This window comes from Candidatus Desulfofervidus auxilii (assembly GCA_030262725.1).
Classification (GTDB): domain Bacteria; phylum Desulfobacterota; class Desulfofervidia; order Desulfofervidales; family Desulfofervidaceae; genus JAJSZS01.
The window spans coordinates 40,062-52,411 of sequence record JAJSZS010000008.1 but is presented as its reverse complement, the minus strand read 5'-3'; the positions used below and the strand labels follow the sequence as shown (position 1 = coordinate 52,411).

Annotated in this window: 15 protein-coding genes and 1 tRNA gene; 12 read left to right on the top strand and 4 right to left on the bottom strand. The window is 31.9% G+C overall.

All coding sequences use genetic code 11. From position 1 onward, the window contains the following. Nucleotides 1–72: 72 nt before the first annotated feature. The 4 genes from LWW95_06010 (at nucleotide 73) to LWW95_05995 (ending at nucleotide 2,510) form a co-directional block, all read left to right on the top strand. Nucleotides 73–1,158: a sulfite exporter TauE/SafE family protein gene (locus tag LWW95_06010; protein MDL1956588.1), complete on the top strand. Its 1,086-nt coding sequence runs from the start codon at nucleotides 73–75 to the stop codon at nucleotides 1,156–1,158. Nucleotides 1,159–1,173: 15 nt separating this feature from the next. After that, complete coding sequence (locus LWW95_06005) at nucleotides 1,174–1,638, top strand: DUF1634 domain-containing protein (GenBank protein ID MDL1956587.1); 465 nt, start codon at nucleotides 1,174–1,176, stop codon at nucleotides 1,636–1,638. Between the two features lie 266 nt (nucleotides 1,639–1,904). Continuing rightward, on the top strand, nucleotides 1,905–2,072 hold the full coding sequence (locus tag LWW95_06000) for a hypothetical protein (protein ID MDL1956586.1): 168 nt from the start codon (nucleotides 1,905–1,907) through the stop codon (nucleotides 2,070–2,072). A gap of 6 nt (nucleotides 2,073–2,078) precedes the next feature. Next, on the top strand, nucleotides 2,079–2,510 hold the full coding sequence (locus LWW95_05995) for a hypothetical protein (GenBank protein ID MDL1956585.1): 432 nt from the start codon (nucleotides 2,079–2,081) through the stop codon (nucleotides 2,508–2,510). On the opposite strand, the gene LWW95_05990 is transcribed toward LWW95_05995, so the two are convergent. The 3 genes from LWW95_05990 to LWW95_05980 are packed head-to-tail and all read right to left on the bottom strand — an operon-like array spanning nucleotide 2,507 to nucleotide 7,059. Then, nucleotides 2,507–3,862 (bottom strand): sigma-54 dependent transcriptional regulator, encoded by a 1,356-nt coding sequence (locus LWW95_05990; protein ID MDL1956584.1) that lies wholly within the window; start codon nucleotides 3,860–3,862, stop codon nucleotides 2,507–2,509. The two genes, LWW95_05995 and LWW95_05990, sit on opposite strands and share 4 nt — an antisense overlap. Next, nucleotides 3,855–4,997 (bottom strand): response regulator, encoded by a 1,143-nt coding sequence (locus LWW95_05985; GenBank protein ID MDL1956583.1) that lies wholly within the window; start codon nucleotides 4,995–4,997, stop codon nucleotides 3,855–3,857. The genes LWW95_05990 and LWW95_05985 overlap by 8 nt, the downstream gene beginning before the upstream one ends. A gap of 1 nt (nucleotide 4,998) precedes the next feature. After that, nucleotides 4,999–7,059 carry an ATP-binding protein gene (locus tag LWW95_05980; GenBank protein MDL1956582.1) on the bottom strand — a complete coding sequence of 687 codons (2,061 nt, stop codon included), beginning with the start codon at nucleotides 7,057–7,059 and terminating at the stop codon, nucleotides 4,999–5,001. Between the two features lie 116 nt (nucleotides 7,060–7,175). Between LWW95_05980 and LWW95_05975 the strand changes: the two genes are divergently transcribed. The 8 genes from LWW95_05975 (at nucleotide 7,176) to LWW95_05940 (ending at nucleotide 12,269) form a co-directional block, all read left to right on the top strand. Next, the gene (locus LWW95_05975) at nucleotides 7,176–8,207 is read left to right on the top strand and encodes a sulfite exporter TauE/SafE family protein (GenBank protein ID MDL1956581.1); all 1,032 of its coding nucleotides are present in this window, start codon (nucleotides 7,176–7,178) and stop codon (nucleotides 8,205–8,207) included. A gap of 12 nt (nucleotides 8,208–8,219) precedes the next feature. After that, nucleotides 8,220–8,645, top strand: coding sequence for a DUF1634 domain-containing protein (locus LWW95_05970; protein ID MDL1956580.1), 426 nt, complete (start codon nucleotides 8,220–8,222; stop codon nucleotides 8,643–8,645). Nucleotides 8,646–8,711: 66 nt separating this feature from the next. Further along, a complete protein-coding gene (locus LWW95_05965; protein ID MDL1956579.1) occupies nucleotides 8,712–9,347 on the top strand; it encodes an orotidine 5'-phosphate decarboxylase in 636 nt (211 codons plus the stop codon). Further along, nucleotides 9,334–9,897, top strand: coding sequence for a 6-phospho-3-hexuloisomerase (gene hxlB / locus LWW95_05960; GenBank protein MDL1956578.1), 564 nt, complete (start codon nucleotides 9,334–9,336; stop codon nucleotides 9,895–9,897). The genes LWW95_05965 and hxlB overlap by 14 nt, the downstream gene beginning before the upstream one ends. Further along, nucleotides 9,894–10,733, top strand: coding sequence for a hypothetical protein (locus LWW95_05955; protein ID MDL1956577.1), 840 nt, complete (start codon nucleotides 9,894–9,896; stop codon nucleotides 10,731–10,733). The genes hxlB and LWW95_05955 overlap by 4 nt, the downstream gene beginning before the upstream one ends. Before the next feature lie 11 nt (nucleotides 10,734–10,744). Then, nucleotides 10,745–10,975 (top strand): Lrp/AsnC ligand binding domain-containing protein, encoded by a 231-nt coding sequence (locus LWW95_05950; protein MDL1956576.1) that lies wholly within the window; start codon nucleotides 10,745–10,747, stop codon nucleotides 10,973–10,975. Between the two features lie 36 nt (nucleotides 10,976–11,011). Then, nucleotides 11,012–11,536: a hypoxanthine phosphoribosyltransferase gene (gene hpt / locus LWW95_05945; protein ID MDL1956575.1), complete on the top strand. Its 525-nt coding sequence runs from the start codon at nucleotides 11,012–11,014 to the stop codon at nucleotides 11,534–11,536. Beyond that, the gene (locus LWW95_05940; protein MDL1956574.1) at nucleotides 11,529–12,269 is read left to right on the top strand and encodes a radical SAM protein; all 741 of its coding nucleotides are present in this window, start codon (nucleotides 11,529–11,531) and stop codon (nucleotides 12,267–12,269) included. The genes hpt and LWW95_05940 overlap by 8 nt, the downstream gene beginning before the upstream one ends. A 4-nt stretch (nucleotides 12,270–12,273) precedes the next feature. Here LWW95_05940 and LWW95_05935 read toward each other — a convergent pair. Continuing rightward, nucleotides 12,274–12,350, bottom strand: a tRNA-Pro gene (locus LWW95_05935).

Sequence of the window (12,350 nt, the reverse complement as noted above, 5' to 3'; positions counted from 1 at the left end):
TATTACGTAACTTATGAAATTGGCATAAAACTTGTATTCCATATTTAATGAAAAATTTAAAGGAGAATTATTATGGGGGTATTAAGCACATTAAAAAGGGCAAGAAGAAAAGCTGAGTATTTACTTGAAGTTGCTACTCTGGCTGAAGCAGGCTCTTATGAAGGGACTGGTATGTTAGAGGCAGCCTTATTGCTATTTTTGATTGCCATCTCATATATAGCTATGGCTTTATTTTCAAAAGTGCACCCTACAGAAATTATGAGCCCATCATTTATGCTAGGAATAATCGTTGTATCTTTCTTATTAAGCACTGGTATTGCTATAGTGGCTGTTATAGCAGGAGTTGGAGGAGGAGTTTTATTTACTCCTATTGTTTTAGGTTTTACATCACTTGATACACTATTAGTCAGAGCAACAGGACTTGTTGTAGCTATGTTTAGTGGATTAATATCCACAGGCCCATTTATGAGAAAGGGATTAGCTGATATCAAAATTGTATATTTCTGTTCAATTCCCATTGTTCTTGGAGCTATGGTAGGAGCTTTTAGTGCTGTCTATCTTTCAGCATATTTAGGGGCATTAGGCGATGCCATTGTAAGACTCGCATTAGGAGTTACTCTTGTTTTTATTGCTCTTATGTTTGTTTTTGGAGGTGCCAAAACAGAATATCCTGAAGTAAAACATGTAGATAGTTTTACTAAAAGATTAAGACTTAGCGGAAGTTACTGGGAAGAATCATTAAAAAAATTAATAAATTATCAAGCTACAAGAGGCATTCCTGGATTCTTACTTTTTGCTTTAGTAGGATTTACAGGAGGATTTTTTGGACTTGGTGGAGGATGGGCAGTAGTACCTGTTTTAAATTTTGTTATGGCAGTTCCATTAAAAGTATCAGCTGCTTGTAGCGGTGTTTTGCTTGCTATAGGTAATGCTGCTGCTATATGGCCATATATTATATATGGTGCTTTACTCCCTCTTTTTGCTGCACCCTGGATGTTGGGACAGGTTGTTGGTGGAATCATTGGAGCAACTATCTTAGTTAAAGTCAAAGCAGCATTTGTAAGATATATACTTATTGGCATTTTGTTTTTAACAAGCATTAAATTAATAATCCGTGGAATAGAAGGAATATTTGGCATAGATTTACCTATATTTTAATTAGGGGGTGAAATTATGGCTCAAGAAATGGTTATAACTAAGGAAATAATCATAACAGAGGAAACCAAACCTAAACCACCACTTGCAGCAATTGTTTATGGAGAGATCATTTATTGGGGGACTTTATTAGGAGCAATAATTGCTACTATTGGTACAGCTTTTGCTTTTATTGCAGGAAAAAACTATAGGGATATACCCCAAGTTTTTTCTCTTGCTTGGCAAGGAAATAATATTGCTACCATATGGAATGAAGTTATAGGAAAATTACCACAAGGACATTGGTATTTAACTAAACTTAGCAGTGGTGATGGATTAACCATGTTTGGTATTGCTTTTGGTGTCTTTGCTGTTATTCCTGCTATGTTTTTTTCTGGTTTAGCACTTTTAAAACAAAAAGAATATCTTTTTTCTGCTTTAGCTTTTATCGCTGGTTTGATATGTATTGTCGCCTTCTTAGGTCTGATTGCTTTACCTTCTTAATATAATCTATAAAATTAAAGGGACACGCAGGTGTCCCTTATTTTTATTAAGTGTTGCATATTGCAAAAAATATTTATTATCATCTATTGCAGATAGTAACAAATTAAGTCTCTATTTATTTAGCACAAATCGAATAAGTATTTTTTATTAAAAAAATGAAACAAAAACTAGTTTAAAGAGGGTCTAATTATGATGGATAAATCATAATTTTAATATTGGCATAGAAGTTGCGTTACCATAAAGTGAAAACAAGAAAGGAGGACGCCATGTTAGGAAAATTATTAAAAAAAATAGAAACCTTATTTGAAGCAGCTACTTATGCAGAAGCAGGAGCATTTGAAATAGCTAGAGAGGTATTAAAGAAAAAAGAAAAACGGGTTCCTATTTACAAGAGGCCTGAAGAACGTAAGGAGATTAGGGCTTCCCGTCGGTAATTAGAATTGAAAAGAAAAATCTTATTAGCCGTTTTATTTAAAAAAATAGAAACCTTATTTGAAGCAGCTACTTATGCAGAAGCAGGAGCATTTGAAATAGCTAGAGAGGTATTAGAGAAAGAAACAGATAAAGAAGCATTACTTTATGCAGAGAATTTAGGTAAAAGAATTGGAGCAGAAATTGAGATACTTTATGTAATTAAACCAAGCAAAAGAAAAACCTTGAAAGGAAAATTAAAAAAATTGTTTTATTATTTTACCAAAAAGATTATTCCAAACGCAAATCTTTCTATAGGAAATTTAGAAGAAGAAATCGCAAATTATGTGAAAACACACAATGAAATCCTTTTTACTATTGTTTCTGAAAGAGATATAAAGACATTGCAAAAATGCAAAGAACTAAATTGCCCTTTAATAGTTATTAAACCTAAATCTTAAATATTGATACCATATCTTTTTAGCTTTCTCCAAAGAGAAACTCGATCTATACCTAAAATTTCAGCAGCTTTTGTTTTGTTACCTTTGACTTTTTTAAGTACCCATAAAATGTAAGATTTTTCTTGTTCTTTTAAGGTAGGATAGCGGCGATCACCACGAATAGTAAAAACCTTTAATCTTCTTAAATCTTCGGGAAGATGTTCAGGTAAAAGTGTATCTCCTGGACAAAGTGCTACTCCCCTTTCAATAATATTTTCCAATTCTCTTACATTACCAGGATAATCATAATTCATTAATATATCCATAACTTGAGAAGAAATTTTTTTAACATCTTTTTTCATAGTAATTGCATATTTTTTTAAAAAATAATAACTTAACAAAGGAATATCTCCTTTACGTTCGCAAAGTGGAGGTATATGTAAAGAAACTACATTAAGACGATAGTATAAATCTTGTCTAAAACGACCGCTTTTAACAGCCTCGTGAATATCTTGATTTGTAGCAGCAATAAAGCGAACATCTACTCTAATTGGTCTTGTTCCTCCTAATCTTAGAATTTCTTTTTCTTGAATAACTCGTAAAAGCTTTGTTTGCATAGCATGTGACATATCTGTGATCTCATCTAAAAATAGGGTACCATGAGATGCCATTTCAATGAGTCCTTTTTTTAAATAATTTGCTCCAGTAAATGCCCCTTTTTCATGGCCAAAAAGCTCATTTGCCAAAAGCTCTTCATGAAATGCACCACAATTTATAGCTAACATAGGTCCTTTTGCCCTACGACTATGTTCATGGATGTATCTAGCTAACAATTCTTTACCTGTACCAGTCTCTCCTGTAATAAGAATATTGCAATCTGTAGGTGCTACTTTTCTGGCTGTTTCAAGAAGTTTTTTCATATTATTATCTTCTGTAATAATTGTGACTTTATTTTCAAATATTTCCAAGCGTTGTTTTAATTCTTTAACTTCTTTTTGAAGTCTATTTTTCTTTACTGCTTCAGCTACAACTTTGCGCACTTCATCTAATTTATAAGGTTTAGCAATATAATAATAAGCACCTTTTTTCATTGCTTCTACAGCTGAATCAATTGTTGCATATGCAGTAATGATAATAACTTCTGAATCTGGATAAAGCTGACGACACCTTTCAAGAATCTGCATACCATCAACTTTTTCCATACGTAAATCTGTTAAAACAACGGGGAATTCTTCCTCTTCTAAAAGTTTTAATGCATGTACTCCGCTTTGTGTTGACACTACTTCATAACCTTCTTTTTTTAAAATATACTCAAGATTTTTTAAAGCAATCGGCTCATCATCAACTACTAATAATTTTACCTTTTCATTCATGTTTGAGCTTCTCCAAAGGCAATTTTATCAAAAAAGTAGTACCTTTTCCTACTTCACTTTCTACTGCAATATAACCTTGATGTCTTTCTATAATTTCATGTGTAATAAATAAACCAAGACCTGAACCTTCACCCACTTCTTTAGTAGTAAAAAATGGATCAAATATCCTAGGTAAAATATCAGGCTCAATACCAACACCTGTATCTTTAAACTCAATATTCACTACCCCCTTATCTTTATCTACACTTGCTTTAATACTAACTGTCCCTTTATCTGGTATAGCTTGTATAGCATTTGTAATAATATTTAAAAATGCTTGTTCAATATGTTGCTTATCAGCATAAATTTCAATGTCATCTGGAATCTCAACTATCATTTCTACTTTTGGCGGTATCTGTCCTTGAACAAAACTTATTGTCTCCTCCATTATTTCTTTTAAATTCAATATTTCTTTTTTAAATTCTCTCTGTCTTGAAAACTCTAAAAGGGAACGAACAATATTGCGTGCTTTATTAGTTTGTTCTTCAATTTGTTTTAGAAGCTGTTTTTTTAAATCTAAATCAGGGCTTTCTATCTCTTCTAAAAGTATTTGGCAAGATGTATATATATTGGAAAGGGGATTATTTAATTCATGAGCTACACCAGCTAAAAGTGTCCCCAAGGCTGCAAGTTTTCTTGATTGAAATAATTGCATCTCTTTTATTCTTATCTCCTCTATAGCTTCTCTTACTTTATTTTCAAGACTAGTAGTGTATTCATTAAGCTTTTGTCTCATTTCTCTTCTTTTTATAGCCCGTTTTAAGGCAATGGCTAATGCCTCATCTTTAATAGGCTTAGTAATAAAGTCAGAAGCCTCGAGTTTAAGAGATTGAATAGCTAAATCCATATCGCCATGTCCAGTAATAATTATTACTTCGGTCTCAGGGTCTATTTGTTTGATTTTTTTTAATACTTCAATCCCATCCATACCAGGCATTTTTATATCAGTTAAAACAATTGGAGGTTTTTCTTGTTGGAATAATCTTATCCCTTCTTCACCATCACCTGCAGTTATAACTTCATAACCATCACTACGTAAAGATAAACTTAAAATCTCCCTTACGGGTTCTTCATCATCAATTAATAAAAGCTTCATTTTAATGCCTTGTATTTTTATTATGTTTAAAACATGCAGGAAATCTTAATTCAAAAGTTGTTCCTACACCCTCTTCACTTTCTACAGTTATACTACCACCATAATCTCTAATAATGGCATAACTAATAGAAAGACCAAGACCAGTGCCTTTACCTATTTCTTTAGTGGTAAAAAAAGGCTCAAATATTCTATCCATAATATTTCTGGGAATTCCTTTTCCACTATCAGATACAGTAACGACAACATCATTTTTATCCAAAAATGACTTTATTTTTAACAATTTATCACCTGAAGGCTTTTCTTCTATAGCATCTCTAGCGTTAGTTACAAGATTTATAAATACTTGCTCTAATCGATTACTATCTGCCATTATTGGAGGTAAATTCTCATCTAAATCTAATTCTACTTCTATTTGACGTAACCTTAGCTGCTGTCCTAATATCTTAAAAACATTTCTAATAGGTTCATTAATATTTACTTCATGAGCCTCAATATCTGATACTCTAGCGAATTCCCTCAAATGATTAATAATTTGAGATGCCCTATCTACTTGACTACTTATCTGTTGAGCTACTGTTTTTAAATCTTTATCACTTATCTTTTTACCCCTTTCTATCATTTTTTTAAGAAAATCACTACCTACTTTCATAACATTGAGAGGTTGATTTAACTCATGTGCTATACCTGCTGCCATTTCTCCTAATGTTGCTAATTTACTAGCCTGAATTAATTGTGCTTCTTTCTGCACACTTTCTGTAATATCAATTGTAGTAGCAATAAAGGCATTTTTTCCTGCAAACCGCACTCCACATACATGAATATTTACATAGAAACGGCTTCCATCCTTTTTACGATGTGATTTTTTAGAAAAAAGCACACATCGACCATCCAAAATATTTTTAAAGTGATATTTCATCTCTTCCATATCTTCTTTAAATCCCAAATCCCAAAAAGACATATTCAAAAATTCTTCTTTTGAATAACCATATTGACTCTCTGCCCTCGCATTTGCATCCAAAATCCTATAGGTTTCATGATCTAAAATAAAAATAGAATTTGGGTCAGTATCAAAAAGAAATTTATATTTTTCTTCAGATTGTTTCAATTTTTCTTTAGAAATTCTTAACCTATAAAGCATATGTTTGAATGCATCTGCTAATTGAACCATTTCATCACCCATATGGCGTTTATAAACTGTACATTTACGACACATATTTAATTTTTCTGGAAATTTCCCAGATAGTTCAGCCTTACAAAGCGTATCATCTATGTACCAACACATAATTTCAGTATTTCCATATGCTGGACAATTGACTTCATCACATTTTTGTATTTCCCAACATTTAACTACCCTTCCAAATTCAAAACCCGGATTTCCTCGACTAATTTCATCAGCTAATCGAGTGAGAGTAGAAAGTGGGCGAGTAACATATTTGGTTAAAAATAAAGTTAAAAAGAAACCTACTACTATAATAGAAATTACACCTAAGAAAATCTCTCTATTTCTAAGTGCTATTACCCTTTCTTCTATAGGAGTCCAGTTTATTCCAACTGTTAAAACGCCAAGTATCCTTCTTTCCCTTCCATGGCATTTATAACAAGTTTTTTCATTAGCAATAGGCATAGCATGATAAAGAACCCTTTCTCCTCCTAAGATTTCTAAACCTTTAGTCAATAAACCAGTAAGTAATGCCTTTTTAGTAATTTCAGAAGTGTCTTTTTTACCTATATTAGATGGCAACCCACTATATTTAATAACACCATTAGCATCGCAAAGATTTACAACTTTTACATCTTCCATTTTATACAATCTTTCTAAAATAGCTTGAACATAATCCATATTTCCATCAAACATGGGATATTCAATACTTCTCATAACTGTATCACTAAGTTCAAATGCCCATTCTTCTTGCTTATCAAAATGGAATTTTATCCGTGCTAAGGTATCATAATAGGTAAAAAGACCTATTACTACAATCAAAATCAAACTTACACCAATAATTACCTTAGCCTTTAAACTAATTGCATTTAATCTTACTTGCAATCTATTTAAAAGTGTCATTTTGTAATACATTATAGCTGTTATTGTTTCAAAAAGCAACTATTGAAATAAAAAAAACTATTGACATTTTACAAACAAAAAGGTATTAATTTGCCTAAAAAGATGGAGGGATTTTGATGGATTTAAAAAAGAAATGGAAATGGGTATTAGGTATCAGTATTGTAACAATTATAATGTCCTTGTTAGGAAACAAAATTGTATATGCAGTTGAAGAGGCAGCAGAGACAGTAGCACCAGCGGCAGAAAAAACTTTAGGTATTAGTCCTGTAGCCTTTTTCTTCCTTTTTCTTATAGCCTGTATTGTGATAGGTATTGTGGCTGTATTAGCAGGTGTAGGTGGAGGTGTTGTTTTTACACCTATTATGATGGGATTTACTCCAATTGATTCGTTTGTTATCAGAGCAACTGGATTATTTGTTGCTATGGCTGGTGCATTAGTAGCAGCAAAACCTTTTTTGCGAAAAGGCATTGCTAATATAAGGATCTTATTTTATGGAGCAGTACCATATGCTGTGTGTGCAGTAATAGGAGCCCTTTTAGCTGGATATGTAAAAGCAACAATGGGAATAAAAGGAGAAGCATTAGTTAGAGGAGGATTAGGAATAATTGTCATTGGTATTTCTATGCTCTTTATCTTTGCAGGAAAGAAAATTGAATATCCTGAGGTAGGTGAAGTAGATAGTTTTACTGAAAGATTGGGTTTAGCTATGGCCTATTGGGAAGATTCTTTAGGAAGAGTGGTTAATTATCAAGTAAAAAATGCTCATATTGCTGCAATTCTCTTTTGTGGGGTAGGATTAATCTCTGGACTCTTTGGTTTAGGAGCAGGTTGGGCTATGGTGCCAGTATTTAATTTGGTAATGATGGCACCATTAAAAGTAGCAGCTACTTGTAGTAAAGTAATGATTGGAATAGGTGATACAGCAGCTGTTTGGCCTTATATTATGGGAGGAGGAATCCTTCCTATTTTCGCTGTGCCTTGCATGATTGGTTTAATAGTAGGCACACTTATTGGGGCAGCAATAATGATTAAAATAAAAGCTGGTTTTGTCAGATGGTTGATAATTGCTATCATGTTATTTTCTGGTATAAGGCTATTAATGAAAGCAGTAGAGCTTTGGAAAGCGGCTTCAGCCGTAGTATCATAGAGGAGGGAAAATATGCAAGAAAAACCTAAAGCACCATTGGCAGGTATTGTTTATGGCGAAATAGTTTATTGGATTACTTTTATAGGTATGATTGTTGCAGTTATTGGAGCTGCCATTTATCTTTTTGGTGGTCCACAATATGCTAAATCTTCTTGTGTACTTTCTCTTTTATGGGAAGGGGAAGATGTTCACGAAATTTGGGAAAAATGCGCAGGGCATGCTATTCATGGCCATTGGTATTTAAAGAAACTTGGATCTGGTGATGGTTTAGGTATGTTGGGCATAGCATTTTCTTGCATAGCTGCAGTAGTAGGAGTGTGGGTATCTGCTTTTACTATGTTAAAGGAAAAAGAAAAAATACTTTATCCATTTTTAGCCTTTATAGTAGCAGTTATCTTAACTTTAAGTGCTTTGGGAATAATTTCACTTAAACATTAAAAAATTTTAGAATTAGGATAAAATACTAAACTTGCCTTGTTTTCCTATCAGTGTTAAAAAATAAGTGTGAAATTACAAATTGCTTTAGACCTTGTAGAGGAAAAAAAAGCTCTTAATATTGCAGAGGTAATAGCTCCTTTTGTAGAGATTTTAGAGGTAGGCACACCTCTTTTAAAATCAGTAGGAACAAAAATTATACATACTTTAAAACAACGTTTCCCTTCAAATCTTATTCTTGCAGATACAAAAACAATGGATGTAGGAGAATTAGAAGCAAAACTTGTCTTTAATGCTGGTGCTGACATGATGACAGTTTGTGCTGCTGCTCCTCTTGAGACCATTCAAGCAGCTATTAAAACAGCACATAATTTTAAGAAAAAAGTAATAGTAGATTTTATTGGCATAGAAGATAAATTAGAACGAGCTCAAAAAATAGTTTCATTAAATCCTGATTATTTTAATATTCACACAGCTATTGATGTTCAAGTTGTCAAAGGTAAATCTTTTAAAGATTTAGCATTATTTAAAGAAAACTTTTCTATTCCCCTTTCAGTTGCTGGAGGCATTACACCAGAAGATATACCTAAAATTATGAAATATAAACCAAGTATTATCGTTGTTGGAGGATTTGTTACAAAAGCCTCTGATCCTAAAAAAGCAGTAATAACTTTAAAAAAGGAGATAGAAAGTGTATTATCGTGAAATAATTAAAAGAATTGCTGAAATTACAGAACGTATAAATCCTAAAGAATTTGAAGAATTTGTTAAAACTGTAAAAAACTCACCTAGAATATATGTGGTAGGAGCAGGACGTTCTGGATTGGTAGCAAAGGCATTTGCAATGCGTTTAGTGCATTTAGGCATAAAAGTTTTTGTTGTTGGAGAAACTGTCACACCAGCTTTAAGGGAAGGAGATAGCTTACTTGCTGTTTCTGGTTCTGGAAAGACAGCCATTGTTGTAGAAACAGCAAAAGCAGCTAAATCTCTAAAAGGCAATGTAATAGCCGTAACTAGCGATCCTGATTCTCCTTTAGCAAAAATGGCAAATTTAGTTGTAATTATTCCTTCTAAAATAAGACCAAAAGAACATGTCCATTATGAAGTAGGTGAATTAATGGGTTCAAGTATCACTCCCTTAGGTACTCTTTTTGAAGTTTCTACTCTTATCTTTTTTGAAGCCTGTGTAGCTGAATTAATGAAGCAATTAGGAGTAAAAGAAGAAGAAATGAAAAGAGTTCATGCAAACTTATGATGGATAAAATAGATTTAACAAAACAATTAATACAAACAGGAACATTATATGAAAAACTAGCTAAAAATATAAAAGAATATCTTAAAGCTAAAGAAAAAAATAATTCTCCTTTTATATTAGAAGGTATCTTAAAAGAAGCTGAACAAAAATATGAAAAAATAAAATCTCTTTCAATAACTTTGGAAATTACTAAGTCCTTTTTAGACCAAGCTAAAAAAGAAGTTAATGGAGAAAAGGAAGCTTATAAAGCAAAATTAGGAAGTATTTTAGCAGCTCAACTACCACAAATAAAGTTACAAGGACAATTACCTAAATTAAAGGCTGGATTATTAACATTGGAATTTATTTTATCAAAAAATGAAGTAAAAATCTGGTATGGCCCTCAATATGAGCTTTTACAAAAGATAAATTTAACAAAGATTGATTTGGCTCAAGTGATAAAAGAAATTTATACTCAATTAGATAAAAAAGGAGTAAAAGGAGAGGCTTTAATTGCTTTACTTTGGCGCGCTTATAAAAAAGCCTTAATAGAAACAAATGGTGTTATAGGAAGTGCTGTTCCTATTAAGACTCTTTTTCCTTATCTTATTTGGCTTCAGCAAAAAGATGATTTTTGGTTACATCCCAGGCGTACTCTTTTTAAAGAATATTCAAGAACACAATTAAGTTTTGATCTTTTTTGTACCCCACAGAGAAACTATAAAGATTATGAATTCCGCCTTATTATTGCTAGCCGTGAGCAGACAAAGCAAAAAATCGAATTTCTTTGGGTGCCCATAAATTGGCAAGGAGATGGACATTGTTTTACAGCCATTTCTTTTAAAAAATTAAAATAAGGAGGAGGGATATGATAGCAGGTGTATTATTAAAAGTAGGGCCAGGAAAAGTAAAATCAGTATTAGAAGCAATAAGAAAGATAGATAAAGTAAAATATGCTTATGGTGTTTTTGGACGGTATGATATCGTAGTTATGATAGAAGCTGAGAATTTAGATGAACTTACTAAAATCATTGTTGAAAATATCGGTCAAATAGAAGGAGTAATAAGTACTGAAACACTTATTAAAGCAGATATTTAATTTTATCACTCGCTTGATAAAAGGAAAGGAGCAAATATGCAGCCAAAAAAAGAATTAGTAGTAAGGAATGAGGAAATTTTAAAAAAAGTAAAGGCATTATCAAAACAAATTACTAAAGATTATGCTGGTCGTACTCCAATATTTATTGGTATTTTAAAAGGTGCTTTTATTTTTTTGGCTGATTTGGTTCGAAATGTAGAATTACCAGTCAAAATAGACTTTGTACGTTTAGCTAGTTATGGAGAAAAAGATTATAGTACAGGAGAAGTAAAGCTTGTAAAAGATGTTGAAATTCCTTTAAAAGGAGAAGATGTAATTATAGTAGAAGATATTGTAGATACTGGCTATACTCTTGATTTTTTAATCAAACATTTAAAAAAGAAACAACCTGCTTCTTTAAAGATATGTGCTCTCATAGATAAGCCTGAAAGAAGAGAAGTTGAGATAAAAATAGATTATATAGGATTTAAATTAAGTGGTTTTCTTGTTGGATATGGTCTTGATTTCAATGAACAATATCGTTCTTTGCCTGATATTTATCGATTAATCTTTAATGATTAGAGAAGTCTTAGTTAAAAGTATTCTTTCTAAATCAAAAGTTTTTAATTGGACCCTTAACCCTTATTTTGGTTGTCAACATGGTTGTTTTTATTGCTATGCTAGATTTATGAAAAAATTTACTAATCATAAAGAAAAATGGGGAAATTTTGTTGATATCAAAATTAATGCTCCTAAACTGCTTGCTGAGGAAATAAAGAAAAAGAAAAAAGGGAAAGTCTGGATAAGTGGCATTTGTGATCCTTATCAGCCAGTTGAAAGAAAATATAAATTGACAAGGAAATGTCTTGAAATTTTACTTGAAAACAATTGGCCAGTAATAATTCAAACTAAATCATCTTTAATTTTAAGAGATTTAGATTTGTTAAGAAAATTTCAAAATATAGAAGTTGGTTTCACAATCACTACCGCAGATGAAAGGATTAAAAAAATTTTTGAGCCTAAAACTTCCTCTATTGAAGAAAGAATTAATGCTTTAGCAAATTTACATAAAAAAGGTATTAAAACTTATGTAATGATCGCCCCTATTTTACCAGGAGTGGAAAATTTACCAATTAAACTAGAAGGAAAAGTAGATTATGTACTAATTGATAAAATGAATTATCATTATGCTGATTGGGTCTATCGAAAATATAAATTAGAAAAAGCAATGAGAAGGGAATTCTTTATTAAAAAGAAAGATGAATTAATCTTATCTTTTAAAAACAAAGGAATTTTATGTCACACATTATTTTAAAACATGGTCGGGACGACAGGATTTGAACCTGCGACCCCAGCGTCCCGAACGCTGTGCTCTGCCAAACTGAGCTACGTCCCG

Bases quoted from the DNA above. Each gene is read 5' to 3' on its own strand.
- LWW95_06010 (MDL1956588.1), top strand. From the start codon at position 73: ATGGGGGTATTAAGCACATTAAAAAGGGCAAGAAGAAAAGCTGAGTAT.
- LWW95_06005 (MDL1956587.1), top strand. From the start codon at position 1,174: ATGGCTCAAGAAATGGTTATAACTAAGGAAATAATCATAACAGAGGAA.
- LWW95_06000 (MDL1956586.1), top strand. From the start codon at position 1,905: ATGTTAGGAAAATTATTAAAAAAAATAGAAACCTTATTTGAAGCAGCT.
- LWW95_05990 (MDL1956584.1), bottom strand. From the start codon at position 3,862: ATGAATGAAAAGGTAAAATTATTAGTAGTTGATGATGAGCCGATTGCT.
- LWW95_05985 (MDL1956583.1), bottom strand. From the start codon at position 4,997: ATGAAGCTTTTATTAATTGATGATGAAGAACCCGTAAGGGAGATTTTA.
- LWW95_05980 (MDL1956582.1), bottom strand. From the start codon at position 7,059: ATGACACTTTTAAATAGATTGCAAGTAAGATTAAATGCAATTAGTTTA.
- LWW95_05975 (MDL1956581.1), top strand. From the start codon at position 7,176: ATGGATTTAAAAAAGAAATGGAAATGGGTATTAGGTATCAGTATTGTA.
- LWW95_05970 (MDL1956580.1), top strand. From the start codon at position 8,220: ATGCAAGAAAAACCTAAAGCACCATTGGCAGGTATTGTTTATGGCGAA.
- LWW95_05955 (MDL1956577.1), top strand. From the start codon at position 9,894: ATGATGGATAAAATAGATTTAACAAAACAATTAATACAAACAGGAACA.
- LWW95_05950 (MDL1956576.1), top strand. From the start codon at position 10,745: ATGATAGCAGGTGTATTATTAAAAGTAGGGCCAGGAAAAGTAAAATCA.
- hpt (MDL1956575.1), top strand. From the start codon at position 11,012: ATGCAGCCAAAAAAAGAATTAGTAGTAAGGAATGAGGAAATTTTAAAA.
- LWW95_05940 (MDL1956574.1), top strand. From the start codon at position 11,529: ATGATTAGAGAAGTCTTAGTTAAAAGTATTCTTTCTAAATCAAAAGTT.